The sequence below is a fragment of the Rhodococcus sp. BH5 genome (genome assembly GCF_027583855.1).
GTDB lineage: Bacteria > Actinomycetota > Actinomycetes > Mycobacteriales > Mycobacteriaceae > Rhodococcus_F > Rhodococcus_F qingshengii.
The window spans coordinates 210994-227170 of the sequence record NZ_JAJHVW010000010.1; the positions used below are offsets into that span (position 1 = coordinate 210994).

Annotated in this window: 15 protein-coding genes; 7 read left to right on the plus strand and 8 right to left on the minus strand. The window is 62.5% G+C overall.

The window, feature by feature from the left end:
- The first annotated feature begins 86 nt into the window (after nucleotides 1-86).
- From RhoBH5_RS24260 to RhoBH5_RS24285, 6 genes are all read left to right on the plus strand, one after another.
- On the plus strand, nucleotides 87-1691 hold the full coding sequence (locus tag RhoBH5_RS24260) for an acyl--CoA ligase family protein (RefSeq protein WP_030535166.1): 1605 nt from the start codon (nucleotides 87-89) through the stop codon (nucleotides 1689-1691).
- A gap of 28 nt (nucleotides 1692-1719) precedes the next feature.
- The gene (locus tag RhoBH5_RS24265) at nucleotides 1720-2412 is read left to right on the plus strand and encodes a TetR family transcriptional regulator (RefSeq protein ID WP_003939674.1); all 693 of its coding nucleotides are present in this window, start codon (nucleotides 1720-1722) and stop codon (nucleotides 2410-2412) included.
- A gap of 159 nt (nucleotides 2413-2571) precedes the next feature.
- Complete coding sequence (locus RhoBH5_RS24270; protein WP_003939784.1) at nucleotides 2572-3729, plus strand: acyl-CoA dehydrogenase; 1158 nt, start codon at nucleotides 2572-2574, stop codon at nucleotides 3727-3729.
- Between the two features lie 86 nt (nucleotides 3730-3815).
- Nucleotides 3816-4664 (plus strand): 3-hydroxybutyryl-CoA dehydrogenase, encoded by an 849-nt coding sequence (locus RhoBH5_RS24275; RefSeq protein WP_003940434.1) that lies wholly within the window; start codon nucleotides 3816-3818, stop codon nucleotides 4662-4664.
- Between the two features lie 164 nt (nucleotides 4665-4828).
- Nucleotides 4829-5722, plus strand: a complete 894-nt coding sequence (locus RhoBH5_RS24280) for an oxygenase MpaB family protein (protein ID WP_270008881.1) — start codon at nucleotides 4829-4831, stop codon at nucleotides 5720-5722.
- Nucleotides 5723-5746: 24 nt separating this feature from the next.
- Complete coding sequence (locus RhoBH5_RS24285; RefSeq protein ID WP_228401307.1) at nucleotides 5747-6139, plus strand: RNA-binding S4 domain-containing protein; 393 nt, start codon at nucleotides 5747-5749, stop codon at nucleotides 6137-6139.
- 3 nt (nucleotides 6140-6142) lie between these two features.
- On the opposite strand, the gene RhoBH5_RS24290 is transcribed toward RhoBH5_RS24285, so the two are convergent.
- The gene (locus tag RhoBH5_RS24290) at nucleotides 6143-6772 is read right to left on the minus strand and encodes a GyrI-like domain-containing protein (RefSeq protein WP_007731353.1); all 630 of its coding nucleotides are present in this window, start codon (nucleotides 6770-6772) and stop codon (nucleotides 6143-6145) included.
- Nucleotides 6773-6895: 123 nt separating this feature from the next.
- On the opposite strand from RhoBH5_RS24290, the gene RhoBH5_RS24295 reads away from it, so the two are divergent.
- A complete protein-coding gene (locus RhoBH5_RS24295) occupies nucleotides 6896-8080 on the plus strand; it encodes a metallophosphoesterase (RefSeq protein ID WP_030535164.1) in 1185 nt (394 codons plus the stop codon).
- A gap of 6 nt (nucleotides 8081-8086) precedes the next feature.
- On the opposite strand, the gene RhoBH5_RS24300 is transcribed toward RhoBH5_RS24295, so the two are convergent.
- From RhoBH5_RS24300 to RhoBH5_RS24330, 7 genes are all read right to left on the minus strand, one after another.
- Complete coding sequence (locus RhoBH5_RS24300) at nucleotides 8087-8773, minus strand: TetR/AcrR family transcriptional regulator (protein ID WP_007731351.1); 687 nt, start codon at nucleotides 8771-8773, stop codon at nucleotides 8087-8089.
- 47 nt (nucleotides 8774-8820) lie between these two features.
- Nucleotides 8821-9648: a potassium channel family protein gene (locus RhoBH5_RS24305; protein ID WP_228401308.1), complete on the minus strand. Its 828-nt coding sequence runs from the start codon at nucleotides 9646-9648 to the stop codon at nucleotides 8821-8823.
- Nucleotides 9649-9694: 46 nt separating this feature from the next.
- Nucleotides 9695-10612, minus strand: coding sequence for a diacylglycerol kinase (locus RhoBH5_RS24310; protein ID WP_149357924.1), 918 nt, complete (start codon nucleotides 10610-10612; stop codon nucleotides 9695-9697).
- A complete protein-coding gene (locus RhoBH5_RS24315; protein WP_042452763.1) occupies nucleotides 10609-12189 on the minus strand; it encodes an FAD-binding oxidoreductase in 1581 nt (526 codons plus the stop codon). Before RhoBH5_RS24315 ends, RhoBH5_RS24310 begins: the two co-directional genes overlap by 4 nt.
- A gap of 92 nt (nucleotides 12190-12281) precedes the next feature.
- Nucleotides 12282-12821 (minus strand): DinB family protein, encoded by a 540-nt coding sequence (locus RhoBH5_RS24320; RefSeq protein WP_003940638.1) that lies wholly within the window; start codon nucleotides 12819-12821, stop codon nucleotides 12282-12284.
- 154 nt (nucleotides 12822-12975) lie between these two features.
- Nucleotides 12976-14904, minus strand: coding sequence for a molecular chaperone HtpG (gene htpG, locus RhoBH5_RS24325; protein ID WP_003940518.1), 1929 nt, complete (start codon nucleotides 14902-14904; stop codon nucleotides 12976-12978).
- A 130-nt stretch (nucleotides 14905-15034) separates the two neighbouring features.
- A complete protein-coding gene (locus RhoBH5_RS24330) occupies nucleotides 15035-16168 on the minus strand; it encodes an acyl-CoA dehydrogenase family protein (RefSeq protein ID WP_073512532.1) in 1134 nt (377 codons plus the stop codon).
- Nucleotides 16169-16177: the final 9 nt, after the last annotated feature.

A 16177-nucleotide genomic window follows, 5' to 3' on the forward strand; every position in this document is an offset into this window, starting at 1 on the left:
TGGGCAATAGCGTGCATCCAGGCCGTTTGTAGTGCCGATCACACTTATCGTGACACCAACCGTGCCACGTCGCCTTCGGAGGAACCGTGTCTGTCCCGACAGCTGTTGCAGCCAACAACACCCCGCTCAGTCCGCTGCGCTTTCTCGAGCGCAGCGCCGCGGTGTTCCCCGAGCGCACCGCCGTCGTTCACGGCGACCGGACCTACTCGTACCGAGAGTTCGGTGACGAGGTCGCGGCTCTGGCCCGCGTCCTGCGTGAACGCATTCAGCCCGGTGACCGCGTTGCATACCTGGCGCCGAACGTACCCGAGATGCTGTTCGCGCATTTTGCCGTCCCCCTCGCCGGCGGGGTCCTGATCGCCCTGAACTCACGCCTCGCCGGTCCCGAACTCGAATACATTCTCGATCACTCGGGAACCACGATCCTGTTCGTGGACTCCGAATTCGTCGGTTCGGTCACCTCGTCCAAGGCAAACGTGGGGAGCCTGCGTGAGATCGTCGAGATCCCGGACTCCACCGTCCCCTATCCGGACGTTCCCACCGGAATCGTCACCGGGCAGTACGCCGATCTGATTGCCGAAGGCGAAGCTCTCTCCGATCAGCCACTGCACTGGGGCGTCGACGACGAGCAGCAGTGCATCGCCATCAACTACACCTCGGGTACCACCGGAAAACCCAAGGGCGTCATGTACTCCCACCGCGGGGCGTACCTGAACTCGCTCGGCGAGACATTCCACAACGGCTTCGACGGAGCGACGAAGTATCTGTGGACACTGCCGATGTTCCACTGCAACGGGTGGTGCACGCCGTGGGCCGTCACTCAGGCCGCGGGCACACATATCTGCCTGCGCGCGGTCCGCGCCGATGCGATCTGGGACGCCATCGACAATCTGGGCGTGACACATCTGTGCGGCGCTCCTACCGTCTGCTCCACCATCGCCGACGCAGACCAGGCCCACAAGGTCGACGCCTTGCGCATCACCACCGCCGGCGCTCCCCCGTCACCGACGATCATCGGAAAACTCGAAGACATCGGTGTCACCGTCGTTCACGTCTACGGCCTCACCGAGGTATACGGCCCCTACACGATCTGCGAATACCAGGAAGCCTGGGACGACAAGCCGCAGTCCGAGCGCGCCGCACTTCTCTCGCGTCAGGGAGTCGGCATGGTGCAGGCCGAAAATGCTCGCGTTGTCGATGCCGAGATGAACGACGTCCCCGCCGACGGCCAGACCATGGGTGAGATCGTGCTCCGCGGCAACAACGTGATGCTCGGATACTACCGCGACGAGGCCGCGACAGCCGAAGCATTTGCCGGTGGTTGGTTCCATTCCGGCGACCTCGGCGTCATGCATCCCGACGGATACATCCAGCTCAAGGACCGCGCGAAGGACATCATCATCTCCGGCGGCGAGAACATCTCCACCGTCGAGGTGGAGCAGGCGATCATGAGTCACCCCGCGGTGATCGACGTGGCAGTCGTCGGCGTTCCGGACGAGAAGTGGGGCGAGCGCCCGAAGGCATTCGTGGTGCTGGGCAAGGGATTACAGGCATCCGCCGAAGACATCGTCGAGCACACCCGCACTTTGCTGGCCGGGTACAAGGTTCCCCGCGACATCGTCTTCCCGCTCGACCTTCCTCGCACCCCCACCGGCAAGGTTCTCAAGTTCCAGCTACGCGCCGACAACTGACGCCGACGAAACCTGGATACTTGCATCCATGACCGAGCGCTCCGATGTACCCGGAACTGACCCCGCACAGTTTCGGGTACACGTCGCGTCTCAAGCGATCCGGTTGTTCTCGGAGAACGGGTACGAAGCCACCACCGTCGAGCAGATCGCCGCTGCCGCCGGTGTGTCGCGTCGGACGTTCTTCCGGCAGTTCCGCTCCAAGGAAGACGTGATCTTCGCCGATCACGAGTCCCTCCTCGAACACGTCGCAGAGTTCCTCGCGTCCGATTCCGCCGACCCCTGGGCGTCCGTGTGCGAGGCCGCGGGACTGGTCTTCGATTTCTTCCGCAGGAACCGAGACCTGTCGATGCGGCGATACCGCGTCGTACAGCATGTTCCGGCTCTTCGCGACCGCGAACTCGTCACCGGATTCCGCTACGAGCGCCTCTTCGTCGACTACCTGCGCAGCGCTGTGCCCCGCGAACCTGTCCTCGAGGTTGTCGGTTTTGCCGCAGCTGTCACCGCGTGCCACAACTACCTCTTGCGAAGCATGATCAAAGGCGACGAGGACGCCACAGCTGACGCACTAAGTCAGGCATTGCTCGACGTTCGGCGGACGTACGGCGTGGCACCCGGGTCCAAGACCAGCACGCCAGAATCGAAGTCCGTGCTGGTAGTAGCCTTTCCCCCGGGCACGTCCGCTGATGAGATCAGCAGAAAAATCCACGAACAACTCGGCTGACACTGCTCGTGCACCGAAACTTCACACACCCATCCCTTGACCTGGCACTCAGTGCCGTGTTTGACTGGGGTCATGGGCACCGGTCTGTCCGCGAATCTCGCTGGTAACGCCGGAGCCGCACCGACCGCCTTCAAGCCACCTTCACCAAGGAGCGTTCCCATGGCAGGAAACCCGGATTTCAATCTCTTCGCACTGAACGAAGAGCACGACGAACTGCGGGCTGCTATCCGCGGACTCTCCGAGAAGGAAATCGCGCCGTACGCCAAGGACGTCGACGAGAACGCACGTTTCCCCGAGGAAGCGCTCACCGCTCTCAACGCGTCCGGCTTCAACGCCATCCACGTTCCCGAGGCTTACGACGGCCAGGGCGCCGATTCCGTCGCCACCTGCATCGTCATCGAGGAAGTCGCCCGCGTCTGTGGATCCTCCTCGCTGATCCCCGCTGTGAACAAGCTCGGCACCATGGGCCTGATCCTCAAGGGTTCCGAAGAGCTCAAGTCCAAGGTGCTCCCGGACCTCGTCAACGGCGGAATGGCGTCGTACGCACTGTCCGAGCGTGAAGCCGGATCCGACGCCGCTTCGATGCGTACCCGCGCAAAGGCTGACGGCGACGACTGGATCCTCAACGGCTCCAAGTGCTGGATCACCAACGGCGGCAAGTCCACCTGGTACACCGTCATGGCTGTCACCGATCCCGACAAGGGCGCAAACGGCATCTCCTCCTTCATGGTCCACAAGGACGACGAGGGCTTTGTCGTCGGACCGAAGGAAAAGAAGCTCGGCATCAAGGGCTCCCCCACCGCTGAGCTGTACTTCGAGAACTGCCGCATCCCCGGCGACCGCATCATCGGCGAACCGGGCACCGGCTTCAAGACGGCACTCGAGACCCTCGACCACACGCGTCCCACCATCGGTGCTCAGGCTGTCGGCCTGGCCCAGGGCGCACTCGACGCGGCTCTGGCATACACCAAGGATCGCAAGCAGTTCGGCAAGTCCATCAGCGACTTCCAGGCTGTTCAGTTCATGCTCGCGGACATGGCGATGAAGGTCGAAGCCGCACGTCTGATGGTTTACACCTCCGCAGCACGCGCCGAGCGCGGCGAGAAGAACCTCGGCTTCATCTCCGCTGCGGCGAAGTGCTTCGCTTCGGACGTTGCCATGGAGGTCACCACCGACGCCGTGCAGCTGTTCGGTGGCGCCGGCTACACCACCGACTTCCCGGTCGAGCGCATGATGCGCGACGCCAAGATCACGCAGATCTACGAAGGCACCAACCAGATTCAGCGCGTCGTGATGTCGCGTGCGCTGTTGAAGTAAGGCACTTCGCGCCCCTGTGCGCCTTTCTGGTAGTTCTGACTACCGGAACGGCGCACAGGGGCTTGCCCCTAATTTTGAGGAGAATTGTGGAACTCGTAGGCGTAATCGGCGGCGGCACCATGGGTGCCGGCATTGCCGAAGTTTGTGCAAAAGCCGGTAGCTCGGTACTGGTGCTCGAAACCAAAGAAGAATTTGCCGCCGCTGCTCGCGAACGGATCGCCAAGTCGATCAACCGCGGCGTCGCCAAGGGCAAGATCACCCAGGAAGAAGCCGACGCCGCGATCGCACGCGTCCGCGTCACCTTGGACATGGAAGAGTTCGCCGATCGCGATCTGGTGATCGAAGCTGCTCCCGAGATCGAAGCTCTCAAGTACGAGATCTTCGGCAAGCTCGACAAGATCGTCAAGCCTGCAGGCATTCTGGCGACCAACACCTCGTCGATCCCCGTCATCAAGATCGCCAAGGCCACCTCGCGCCCCGGCCAGGTTGTCGGCGTTCACTTCTTCAACCCCGTGCCGGTCATGCCGCTCGTGGAGATCGTGGTCAGCCTGACGACGTCCGAAGAGACCGTTCTCGCCGTCACCGACTACGCCAAGAACACCTTGCGCAAGAAGACGGTTCGCGCGGGCGACCGTTCGGGCTTCATCGTCAACGCTCTGCTCATCCCGTACCTGTGCCAGGCTGTCCGGATGCTCGAATCCGGCTACGCCACAGCAGAAGACATCGACGAGGCCATGAAGGGCGGCTGCGGCTACCCGATGGGCCCGCTGACGCTGCTCGACACCGTCGGTCTCGACATTGCCCTCGCAGCGGCAGAGTCCCTGTACGCGGAATTCGCAGAACCGCACTACGCTCCGCCGGCGCTGCTTCGCCGCATGGTCGACGCCGGTCGCCTCGGCAAGAAGACCGGTCGCGGCTTCTACGAATACGCCTGAGTCTGACCGCTTCACTCTTCCGGCCCCTCACCTGTTGCAGGTGAGGGGCCGGAGTTGTTTTCGGGCAGATCTAGCCGAATCCATTGACAAATTCGCGCGGCGCAGCAAAAGTCATCATTTGACAACAACCGTTGTCACATGAACGCAGGCGGAGGGTCAACCAGATGAGCAGCGATGCGGACACAGGTACTCGTCGGCCGAAGCCCCGGGAACTGGCAGCGCCCCGGGCCCTGCGAGCAGATCCGATCGGCCCCGGTTCCCTGACGTGGACACACTTCGGCGACGTTCGCGGTCTGCTGTATCTCGGACGCGCAGGCACGCTGCAGAACATGCATCCCGCGGTAAGTGGAGCGCTGCAGGATCATTCGAATTTTTTCGACAACCCGCTCGACCGCCTGTTCCGCTCACTGCCGCCCATCTACGGCGTCGTGTACGACCGGACCGAAGAGGGCACAGGCACGCTCGTTCGCAACTTCCACACCGATCTCAAAGGAATCGACGAAACCGGCGGGCGTTACCACGCCCTCGCTCCTGACACTTTCTGGTGGACACACGTCACGTTCTTCGAGGTGATACTCGATTTCAACGAGCGATTCGCGTATAAGAAGTTCACGGCGGAGCAGAAGGACCAGCTTGTCCGTGAGGCCGTAACCTGGTGGCGCTGTTACGGACTCACCGACCGACCGGCTTTCGACGACTACGCCAGCTTCCGCACGTACTGGGAAGACATGCTCGACAACCACCTGATCAACACCCACACCACAAAATGGTCGACGCGCATCGCCGAGCACGACATCGCACCGGCTCCGAAGGTTCCGACGTGGCTGTGGCGTCTTAGCTCTCGCCCCACGATGGCCGTGGCGAACTGGATCGGCAAGGCACTGATGCCGGAGAAGGCGCGCAAGACCCTTGAATGGGAATGGACGCCACGCGACGAACGGATGTACTTCTGGTTCGCCCGCTTCCTGACATTGACGGATCGGTTCTGGCATCTGCTGCCGTTACGACTGCGGTATGCACCGCGCGCCTACTCGGGCATCCGCGCGCAGGGTCTGTGAGCACTCGTCGGTAGGCTGGAGTGCGTGCCAGCTCATCTCCCTTCCGACGCGATCAGTGTTCGTGTGGACAGCTGGACGTGGGCGGTTCGGCTGTTCAAGACACGCTCGCAGGCGGCGACCGCCTGCCGATCGGGACACGTTCGGGTCAACGGAACGTCGGCAAAGGCGGCTCAGCAGGTGAAAGCCGGCGACGAGGTGCGGGTGCGTGTATCCGGCATCGAGCGCATCGTCGTCGTGGTCAAGCCGATCGCGAAGCGAGTCAGCGCCGTGCTGGCCGCCGATTGCCTGCAGGACAATTCGCCGCCCCCTCCACCGCCCGAACTGATCGCGTCCATTCCGCGACGTGATCGTGGCGCCGGCAGACCGACCAAACGCGAGCGACGCGACCTCGAGAAGCTGCGCGGCCTCGAGCCCTGATTGCTACCTCGAAACAGGCTGACGCAGAACCGTCTTCAGTTTCTCGGGCGGTGTACGGCGAGCGTCGCTGAGATAGATCTCATGATGATCGCCGTTGAAGCTCAGGCCGTTCGACGGGATGAACGTGTTGTGCAGCCGGTCCAGGGTGGGGGCTTCGTCGTCGTACGAGCCGACGTGAAGAATCTGGACGGACAGACCTTCCTCCAACTCGAGAAACCTGACCTTGTCGAGAGCGGCAATCTCCTTCTTGGCCCGCACTGCCTTGGCCCGGACTGCGTCAATCGACGCAGACAGTTCCGTCTCCGTGATCCACTCCGGTTGCGAGATCATCATCGTCCAATCCCACGACGACTTGTCCCGCGTCACGAACACCTCGGGGTCATCTGCCCGCCACAACCCTTCCAGCGGGCCCACGACGAAGTCGCGATCCAGTTCCTTCTTGCTCGCGAATTTGGTCGCGTAGGACACCGAATACAGCGCTTCGAGCGCCTCGGAGTACTCGGTGGCAGTGTTGGGATCACCGTGACCGTCGACGGCGAAGTAGCCGAAGCGCGGGACGGTCACGAGGGCAAAATCGCGGCGCCCGGGGGAATAGAGATCCTTGTATGCCTTCTTGACGTCGTACTTCTCCATGCGCCACCCACCTGATCACTGGCCGAGTTTCAACGTTCGGAAACCTATCCGAGAACACCGACATTCCGATAGCGGACCACCGTCCCCTTGTTAATAGACCAGTGGACCTTTACTCTGGACGGGGTGACTACACCCCAGGCGACCGACGTCGCTCGAGTTCCGCGCCGCAGACCGTTGCGGATCGTTGCCATATCCGCGATTGTCGCGTCGATCTTGGCTCTGTTGTTCGTGTACCCGTGGTGGAGCTTGTTCGTCCGGCCGGACTGGCCGACAGCGGTGGCAGTTTTCGGCACCGTTCTATTTGCCGCCCTCCTGATCACCCTGCCTGCCACCATGATGCTCAGCCACGGACACACTGACCGCGATCCAGTTCGCCTGGTCGGCGACGCCCTCCTCGGAATCATCTGGGTCGTGTTCGTGTGGACCCTGCTCGGTGAAGTCCTGAGGCTCGGATTGCTCGTCGGCGGCGTGGATGACCCGCTTCGATCGAGAATCGTCGCCGTTGCGGCACTGATCACCTCGGCCGTTCTGCTGATCTGGGGCTATCGGGAAGCCATGAGACTGCCACGGATCAAGCACGTCGACGTCACCATCCCTCGCCTCGGAGCGGGAATGGACAAGCTTCGGGTAGTCGCAATTACCGACACCCATTTCGGCCCGATCAATCGCGAGAAGTGGTCCGAGCGCGTGATCGCGGCAGTCAACGAACTCGACGCCGACATCGTGGCCCACGTCGGCGACATTGCCGACGGAACAGTGGAGCAGCGCCTCGGCCAAGCCACCCCACTCGCGTCGGTGGAAGCCAGACTCGCTCGTGTCTACGTCACCGGGAATCACGAGTACTTCCACGAGGCTCAGGAGTGGCTCGACTACATGACCTCGATCGGCTGGGATGCCCTGCACAACCGGCACCTCGTCGTCACCAAGGGCGGCGACAACCTGGTCATCGCCGGAGTCGACGACGCCACCGCTCTGGGATCGAAGCTCGACGGTCACGGCGCGAACTTCGATATGGCCCTTGCCGGCACCGACCCCGATTTGCCGATCCTGATGCTCGCCCATCAACCGAAGCAGGTAACTCAGTCCGCTTCCGCGGGAGTGGATCTGCAGCTCGCCGGTCATACCCACGGCGGACAGATCTGGCCGTTCAACCTTCTGGTCAAACTCGATCAACCGTCGGTGCACGGGCTCACCCGTCACGGCGACCGCACGCAGTTGTACACAAGCCGCGGAACCGGGTTCTGGGGTCCCCCATTCCGCGTGTTCGCACCGAGCGAGATCACCGTCCTGACGCTGCACAGCGCCTGAACGGGCTCAGCTCGTTCGGGTTGCCGCTCGCGCCGACAGCCCGACGAGCTGATTGATCAGACCTTCACGTAGGCCGGTTGCGAACATGTCGGCAGCAGGGGGCGCCTGCATCTCGTTCAGTACGACGACCATGGATTCGGCAGGCTCGGCAGTCGGCCACAAGCCTGCAACAATCACCAGGGTTACCTTGGCGAATTGAGCCGCGTCGCCCTCCGAGAGGTGAGGCAATTGCGAATGAATCAGCGACGCAAACCTTCCCGAGTTGACCGTTGCCCGCTTCTTGAAGTCACGGGCGAAGTCGACGGAGATGTTTCTTTCGAGGACACCTGCCATGACGCTCATCAACTCACACAGTAAACGCTGTGCGACAAGCGATTCCGCAACCGTCGATGCCACATGGATTTCAGTGGCGAACGGCGAGTCGTCACCGGTCGGGGTCAACGACTCGGACAACCCGTCCAACCACGCAACCCAGTTCTCGTCGAGCACTTCGAGAAAGATGGCTTCGCGACTGTCGAAGTAGCGAAGCACGTTCGACTTCGCCAGTCCGACGCTCTCACTGAGCTCACGCAGGCTGATGTCGGCGACGGGCCTGGACCCGAGCATCGCGCGGGCCGCATCGAGAATCGCGCACCGACGCGCTTCGATCTGCTCAGGCCTGCGCGCGCGCTGAAATCCGTGGGTCGCCACCATCACGCAAGATTATCAGACCATCGTTCTATTGTTTGCTGTACTGCGGGTCAATTGTCCGAAGGTGCATGCTGCGCCACGACTCCCCTCGACGCCAGTTCGCGACGCAGCGAATCGATATCGACGGACGCGAGATCGACTCGGTGCGTGCGGGTGGCCAAGGCTCGGACTTCCTCGGACAGGTCCGCCACCTGCTTACGCGTCGCGGCCTGGGATGCCTCGTCCTGTTCCGCCACGCGATCGACCAACCAGGAAGCGAGTGTGGCAGTCACGATGCCCAGCAACGCAATTCCGCCGATCATCAATGCTCCGGCGATCATGCGCCCGGTCGTGGTAACGGGCGCCATGTCTCCGTAACCGACGGTCGTGACCGTCTCCATCGCCCACCACAATGCCGTTCCGTACGACGTGATGGCAGCGCCCTGCGCGTGACGCTCGGCATCGAGCATGGCCAGCGCCGCGACACCGATCAGCAAGGCCGTGGCACCAGTGGCGTAAATAACCACCCGTCCACGCAAGCTTTGCCCGCTCGAGCGGTGAACTATCGCAAGCAGTGTGACCAACCGAAGTAGGCGCAGCGGACGCAGCATGGGCAACACCACCATCGCCAAGTCCAAGAGATGCCTGACGAACCAGCGACCGCGGGCAGGTGCCAACCACAGGCGAACTGCGTAGTCGACGGCAAAAACGACCCACGCAGCCCACATCGTCCATTCGGTCAGACGATGTGGAAGGCCCGTCGGTTGCGCCAGCACTTGGTACGCGTACGCCACCAAGAACAGGCAGGCCGCAGCGGTCAACGGGATGTCGATGGCTAGCTGCCATTTCTCCAACGTCCACGCAGCGCGGCGGTGCGCCGACTTCGTCGATTCGTTCATCCGAGAAGTCTGACACCACCGCTACCTAGTGCCCGGCAGAACCGACTCAGATCCGAGTGTGCGTCAAGATGTTGAGCGCCGTGGGAACTGCCTCGATCGTGATGGGCAACGGCCCCACCCGATCGCCGTCCGCGTAGGCGATGATGCCCTCGGAGACCAACCGCACCTTCTTCGACCGATACGTCTGCACCGCATCCAAGGAGACGTGAGTTCCCTTGTACACCCGCGGAAACAGGCGCACCAGACGCAACCTCGAACCGTGCCCGACGACGGTCAGATCCAGCAACCCATCAGACTTCGACGCGCCCGGAGTGATGAGCATGCCGCCACCGTACGAGCGGCCGTTGCCGACAGCCACGAGCGTCGCGTCCACCGTGATGACCTCGTCGTCGAGTTCGATCCGGTACGGCAGCGGCTTCATCTTCGCCAACTCGGCGAGCATCGCCAAGTTGTAGCGCATCGGTCCCTTGGGCCACGACATCCGATTGGCCCGTTCACTGACCAGCGAATCGAATCCGCTCGCGATGATCGTTCCCGACCAGACGACGGAACCGTCGGCCAGCGTGATCTTCGCCAGGTCGGACTGCTGCACGACGCCGTCGGCGATCACATCGGCGGCTGCTTCGGGATCGCCTGTGGGAATGCCGAACTCACGGGCGTGATCGTTGCCGGTGCCTGCCGGAATGAGCCCGATGGGCGTCTCGGTCAACGCGGCAGCCTGCAGTCCGATGCTGATGGCACCGTCACCGCCGACCACCACCAGCGCGTCGGTACCGTCTTCGATCGCACGACGGGCCAATTTCTTGGCGTCGTCGGCGTCGGTTCCGATGATCTCGGTGACGGCAACTCCCCGAGCGCGCAGTCGCGCAACACCTTTGCGTCCTGCCGCAGGCGCGTGACCATGTCCCGCCATCGGATTGATCAGGACGGTAACCTTCTCGATCTGACTGCGGGTTTCGGTCACGGAATCAGCTTTCCAGGATTGAGGATGCCGGCAGGGTCCACTGCATTCTTCACTGCGCGAAGGATGTTCGCGCCCAGTTCACCGATCTCGTCCTTCATCCATGGGCGGTGATCGGCGCCGACAGCGTGGTGATGGGTGATCGTGCCACCGGCGGCGATGATCGCATCGCCAGCGGCAGTTTTCGCCTTGTGCCACTGAGCGATCGGATCCTCGGTCTGCGCGCTGACCACGGTGAAGTACAGCGAAGCACCGGTCTTGTAGGTGTGCGAAATGTGGCACATCACGAGCGGCTGAGTCCCCTGCTCGACGAGAGCCTTGGTCAGCGCCTCGGTGACCGAGGAGCGCAGGTTCGCGAGGTTACCCCAGGTGGTTGCCGTCTCGAGGGTTTCGCACAGTGCGCCGACGTCGAGCAGAGCGTCACGCAGATACGGCGCATCGAATCGCCCGTGTTCCCAGCTGTTTCCGGGCTCCTCACCGAGCGACGTGCCGCCGTGAGCGGTGAGAATTGCGCGGGCCTCCGCCATCCGTTCAGCGGTGTGCGAAGCGGTGCCCTCGTAGGTAGTGATGCCGAGGCAACCACCGGTGAAGGCGTTCTCGCCGATCTTGTCGGTGGTCGCCAGATTCACGCCACTCTCGGCCTCGTCGGACAACCGCAATACTGTCGGAGCCGATCCTTCCTGGACCAGCTCACGCAATGCGGCTGCGCCGGTGGCGAAGTCGGGGAAGCTCCACCCTTCGCGCACGGTGGTCTCGGGCAGACGGTGAACCCGCACACGCACGTGCGTGATGACGCCGAAGGTGCCCTCGGAGCCGACAAAGAGCTCACCCAGATCGGGGCCTGCGGCAGATGCCGGCGCACGCCCGGTCTCGATCACACCACTCGGAGTGACAACAGTGAGGCCCTGGACCATGTCCTCGAAGCGCCCGTATCCAGCCGACGCCTGCCCCGAAGACCGGGTTGCGGCAAACCCGCCCAGAGTGGCGAACAGGAAGCTCTGCGGGAAGTGCCCGACCGAGAAACCGTGCTCACGCAGAAGCTCCTCGGCCCGTGGGCCGGTAGTTCCGCCGCCGAACGTCGCAATGCCCGATTCCTCGTCCAACCCGACAAGCTGATCGAACCTGCGCAGATCGAGAGAAAGAACTGCGTCGAACCCGTCACGAATGGGATCGAGCCCGCCGACGACGCTGGTGCCACCACCGAACGGGACCACTGCGATCCGGTTGGCAGAGCAGTATCGGAGAACCTGCTCGACCTCTGCGTCTGTCCCTGGAGTGACGACTGCGTCCGGTGCGTCCTGCGGCTCGACGCTACGACGGCGAAGCAGATCCGGGGTGCTCTTGCCACCGGCCCGAAGGATTCGATCGGAATCCTTGGTACTGACGTACTCGGCCCCGACCAGCCCGGACAGCGCTTCGACATGCGACTGGGCCATAGCGGACGGAGCCACCTGGACGTCTTCGATGGCGAGACGCGATCGAGTCGGTGCGGAGACACCGAGAAATCCGGTCAACAATGATGTGACTGCGTCCGACAGTTCACGCTTCTTGGCCGGATCGCCCCAGGCGTCCCACTGCATCGGCGGTTGCAAGGCAGACTTTTCGGTGCTCATAGACACTAGTGTTACATATTTGTGTGATGTGTAAACATCCCGGTGGATCAATCCATCCATCAACCCATCGTCTTGGAACCGTCGATGGCTTCGCGAAGCATGTCCGCGTGGCCCGCATGCTGGGCCGTCTCGGCGATGATGTGCAGCAATGCGCGCCGCGCTGACCAGCGAGCTCCCGCTTCGAACCACGGCGCCGACGGCAGTGGATGCGAGATGTCGAGGCTGTCCAGCGAGGCCACCAACTCGTCGGTCCTGGCCGCGATCCCCTCGTACTCGGAAACGATGCCTGCCAAGGTTTCATCCTCGACCATCGCGAATTCGTTCGCCCGTTCCTGTTGCATCTCTTCCGACCACTGGGTCGGGTCGAAGTCCCCACCAAGTCCGGCCGGCCCTTCCAGAATGAAGTCGACCCATCCCTTTTCCGCCTGACCCACATGCTTGATCAATCCGCCGAGGCACAGTTCACTCACGGTCGGCCTCGAAGCGGCCTGCTCGTCGGTGAGGTCCTTGACGGTGAAGAGAAGGAATTCACGATGCCGACGCAGGCTCTGGAGGAGATCCGCGCGCTCGCCGGTGACGGTGGTGATCGGTGCGTTCATGATGTTTTCCTTCGCTCGTGGGTTCGTGCCCTGTGAGAACTACGTTAGAAGTTATTGCGGACAGAAACGGTCCTCATTAGAAAACGATCAAGAAAAAACTCCCGGCACCCACCGATGAAGGTGAGTGCCGGGAGTTCGAGCGAGCTAGACGAGATCAGACTGTGCGGGCCAAACGATCGGCCAGCAGGCGCGTGAAGTGCGCCGGATCGCTCAGCTCGCCGCCCTCGGCAAGCAACGCCATGCCGTAGAGCAACTGAGCCGTCTCCGTCAGGTTCTCTGCATTGTCATTGGCGGCCTGCGCCTCCCGCAGACCCGAGACAAGCGGATGCTCCGGGTTGAGCTCGAGAATGCGCTTGCTGTGTGGAACAGGCTGACCCGAAGCCTTGTACATCTTCTCGAGCGTCGGAGACATGCTGAACGCGTCGCCGACGATGCAGGCAGCCGACGTGGTCAGGCGCGTCGAGAGACGCGTTTCCTTGATGTCGTCGGACAGGGTTTCGGTCAGCCACGTCAGTAGCGCGCCGAATTCCTTTTCCTTCTCTTCGCGCTCGGCCTCGGCCGCCTTCTTCTCGTCCTCGGTGTCGAGGTCGACCTCGCCCTTGGCGATCGACTGGAAGGTCTTGCCGTCGAAGTCCGAGACTGCGTCGACCCACATCTCGTCCACGGGATCGGTAAGTACCAGAACCTCGAGGCCCTTGGCCTTGAAAGCCTCCATGTGCGGCGAGCTTTCGATGAGGTGACGAGATTCGCCGGTCATGAAGTAGATCTGTTCCTGACCGTCCTTCATGCGCTCCACGTACTCGGCGAGAGTGGTCACGCCCTCTTCGCTGTTGGTCGAGGCGAAGGACGAGATGTCGAGCAGCGTCTTGCGGTTGTCGGCATCGGCCATCAGGCCTTCCTTGAGCGCGCGTCCGAACTCGGTCCAGAAGGTCGAGTACTTCTCCGGCTCGTTCGCCTTCATGTCCTTGATGGTCGAGAGGACCTTCTTGGTCAGACGACGACGGATGGCAGCGATCTGCCGGTCCTGCTGCAGAATTTCACGAGAGACGTTGAGCGAGAGGTCTTGTGCGTCGACCACGCCCTTGACGAAGCGCAGGTAATCGGGCACCAACTCTTCGCAGTCGTCCATGATGAAGACGCGCTTGACATAGAGGTGGATCCCGGCCTTGCGCTCACGCATGAACAGATCGAACGGCGCCGTCGACGGAATGAACAGCAGCGCTTGGTATTCGAAAGTACCTTCGGCCTTCATCGGGATGACCTCGAGAGGCTCGTCCCAGGCGTGGCTGACGTGCTTGTAGAACTCCTTGTACTCGTCCTCGGACACCTCGTCCTTGGCGCGAGTCCACAGCGCCTTCATCGAGTTGATCGTCTCGGTCTCGATGGTGACCTCGGGCTCCTCGCCCTCGGCCGGCGTCGACGTACGAGCGACATCCATACGGATGGGCCACGCGATGAAGTCGGAGTACTTCTTGACCAGTTCCTTGATCTTCCATTCCGACGTGTAGTCGTGCAGGCCGTTCTCGGAATCCTCGGGCATCAGGTGCAGGGTCACGGAGCTACCCTGCGGTGCCTCGTTCACATGCTCGAGCGTGTACGTGCCTTCGCCGGTCGATTCCCAGCGCGTCGCGTGATCTTCACCGGCACGGCGGGTCAGCAGCGTGACCTTGTCCGCGACCATGAACGTGGAGTAGAAACCGATGCCGAACTGACCGATCAGTTCTTCCGATGCCGCTGCATCCTTGGCTTCCTTGAGCTTACGACGTACCTCGGCGGTGCCGGACTTGGCGAGCGTGCCGATCAGGTCGACGACCTCGTCACGCGACATGCCGATGCCGTTGTCGCGGATCGTGAGGGTGCGCGCCGCTTTGTCGATGTCGATCTCGATGTGCAGATCGGAGACGTCGACGTTGAGATCTTTGTCCTGGTACGACTCGAGGCGGAGCTTGTCCAGCGCGTCCGAAGCGTTGGAGATCAACTCACGAAGGAAGCTGTCCTTGTTCGTATAGATTGAATGAACCATCAGATCCAGCAGCTGACGTGTTTCTGCTTGGAACTCGAGCTGCTCGGTATGCGCGGTCACTTCGATCCCTTTCTCTTCTCGGACTGATCACAGGAATTTTACTTGACCGCGAATACCGCGGGTCGGCCCCCGCACAGACAAGGGAGGCCACGCGACCTGCGCGTGACCTCCCGTTATCTTCACCACCGATCTACTCGGTGACGTTCACCATCGAATAGTTCGAGACGCCGGCGGCCAGCACCCTGAGGTGATCGTCAGATGCGCCCAAAGTGTGTTCGATGGCCACCAGCCGCGAGACGTAGTGCCCGACCGGATACTCGGCTGTCATACCGATACCACCGTGCATCTGAATTGCTTCCTGACCGATCTGATGCGCGGCGCGACCGACAGACAGCTTCGCTCGCGACGCGATGGTCGGATCGATCACTCCGTCGGCGATGGCCATGGTGGCGTACAGACTCATGCTGCTCGCCAGTTCGAGCGCCACGTACATGTCGGCCGCACGATGAGTCAGCGTCTGGAACTTCGCGAGCGGAACACCGAACTGCTTGCGCTGCTTCAGGTATTCCGTCGTCAGTCGCAGAGCTTCGGTCATGATCCCGATCGCCTCGGCGCACAGAGCTGCCTGCGCCCGAACCTCTGCTTCGACGATCGCCTCCGTGACATCGCCGCCCTCACCAAGCTGTTCGGCCGCGGCATCGGTGAACGTGAACTGCGCACCGCGACGGCCGTCGTGGGTGGCGTACGTGCTCCGTGTGACACCTGAGCCCTCCGCATCCACCAGGAAGAGCCCGGTGCCGCCGCCTGGAAGTGTGGCGCTGACGATCACGACGTGCGCGCTGTCGCCCTGCAGAACCGGGTTCTTGACGCCGGTGATCGTCCACCCCGATCCCTCCTGCGATGCATTGGTCGTGACAGTGGCGACCGGCCAGCGCGTGCCGGGTTCCGTATGCGCGAAGGCCGACAGAGTGGTCCCGTCGCTGAGCGCCGGCAGGAGCCGCGCCCGCTGATCTGCCGAACCGACAGCCGCGATCAAACCGCCGGGGATCAGAACACCACCCAGATACGGCTCGGGTGCAAGCGCGCGGCCCAGTTCGGTCATCACGACCATGGTCTCGACCGGCCCAGCGCCCATCCCGCCGTCGGCCTCCGCGAATGGCAGGCCGAGCAGCCCGAGCTCGGCGAACTGCTTCCACACCGAGGCATTCCATCCCTCGTCAGTGGCCGAGGTGGCGTTACGCTTCTCCGCGTCGTAGCTGCGGTTGAGCAATTCACGCGTCGTGTCGCGAAGCATCGTCTGCTCGTCGTCGAGTTCGAAATTCATGTCAGATGC

Bases quoted from the DNA above. Each gene is read 5' to 3' on its own strand.
- RhoBH5_RS24265 (WP_003939674.1), top strand. From the start codon at position 1,720: ATGACCGAGCGCTCCGATGTACCCGGAACTGACCCCGCACAGTTTCGG.
- RhoBH5_RS24270 (WP_003939784.1), top strand. From the start codon at position 2,572: ATGGCAGGAAACCCGGATTTCAATCTCTTCGCACTGAACGAAGAGCAC.
- RhoBH5_RS24280 (WP_270008881.1), top strand. From the start codon at position 4,829: ATGAGCAGCGATGCGGACACAGGTACTCGTCGGCCGAAGCCCCGGGAA.
- RhoBH5_RS24290 (WP_007731353.1), bottom strand. From the start codon at position 6,772: ATGGAGAAGTACGACGTCAAGAAGGCATACAAGGATCTCTATTCCCCC.
- RhoBH5_RS24300 (WP_007731351.1), bottom strand. From the start codon at position 8,773: ATGGTGGCGACCCACGGATTTCAGCGCGCGCGCAGGCCTGAGCAGATC.
- RhoBH5_RS24305 (WP_228401308.1), bottom strand. From the start codon at position 9,648: ATGAACGAATCGACGAAGTCGGCGCACCGCCGCGCTGCGTGGACGTTG.
- RhoBH5_RS24315 (WP_042452763.1), bottom strand. From the start codon at position 12,189: ATGCAGTGGGACGCCTGGGGCGATCCGGCCAAGAAGCGTGAACTGTCG.
- RhoBH5_RS24320 (WP_003940638.1), bottom strand. From the start codon at position 12,821: ATGAACGCACCGATCACCACCGTCACCGGCGAGCGCGCGGATCTCCTC.
- RhoBH5_RS24330 (WP_073512532.1), bottom strand. From the start codon at position 16,168: ATGAATTTCGAACTCGACGACGAGCAGACGATGCTTCGCGACACGACG.